This window comes from Methylobacterium symbioticum (genome assembly GCF_902141845.1).
In the GTDB taxonomy this organism is placed as follows: domain Bacteria; phylum Pseudomonadota; class Alphaproteobacteria; order Rhizobiales; family Beijerinckiaceae; genus Methylobacterium; species Methylobacterium symbioticum.
The window spans coordinates 1-804 of sequence record NZ_CABFPH010000242.1 but is presented as its reverse complement, the minus strand read 5'-3'; the positions used below and the strand labels follow the sequence as shown (position 1 = coordinate 804).

Below are 804 nucleotides of genomic sequence, written 5' to 3'. Positions count from 1 at the left end.
TCACGCAGTCCTGCGCCAGTCAGCACCGCTCCTGGGAGCGCCGACCCAACCAGTACGGGCGCGCCTGCCGGGCTCAGGTCGAGATCGAGGGCGAGGATCCGCGGCGCACCTTGCCGTCGCGGACTTGAGCCAACCGGTGCCCTCGGCGAGCATGGCGGGATGTGCAACCTCTACAGCCTCATCCGCCCGCAGGCCGAGATCCGCGATGCCTTCGGCATCCGGCGTGACGAGGCCGGCAACCTGCCACCGCTGCCGGGCATCTTCCCGAACACGGCCGCGCCCGTTGCCCCATGCGAGAGGGCGAGCGCACGCTGTCGATGACGTGCTGGGGCATGCCCTCGCCGGCCTTCGCCCTGAAGGTCCGGAGGTCGATCCCGGCGTCACCAATGTGCGCAACACGGCCTCGCCGCACTGGCGGCGCTGACTCGGGCCGGAGCACCGCTGCCTCGTGCCGTTCACGAGCTTTTCCGAGAACGAGACGCTGCCGGATGGCTCGCATCCGCCGGTGCGGTTTGCCCTGGCCGAGGATCGGCCGCTCACCTGCTTTGCCGGCATTCCCACGGAGGGGTGGACCTCGGTGCGCAAGGTGAAGGACGGCGAGACGACCGACGACCTCTACGCCTTCCTGACGACGGAACCGAACGCCGAGGTTGGTGCAGTCCATCCGAAGGCGATGCCGGTGATCCTGACGACGGATGAGGAACGAGAAGCGTGGCTGTCGGCGCCCTGGTCTGAGGCGAAGGCGCTCCAGCGGACTCTGCCGGATGGGATGCTGAGCGTCGTCGCGCGCGGCGCTCGCCATGA

The 804-nt window shown here is 69.4% G+C and carries 1 pseudogene; it reads left to right on the top strand.

The window, feature by feature from the left end:
- Nucleotides 1-159: 159 nt before the first annotated feature.
- Nucleotides 160-804, top strand: a pseudogene (locus MET9862_RS29055) (SOS response-associated peptidase); the annotation flags it as partial.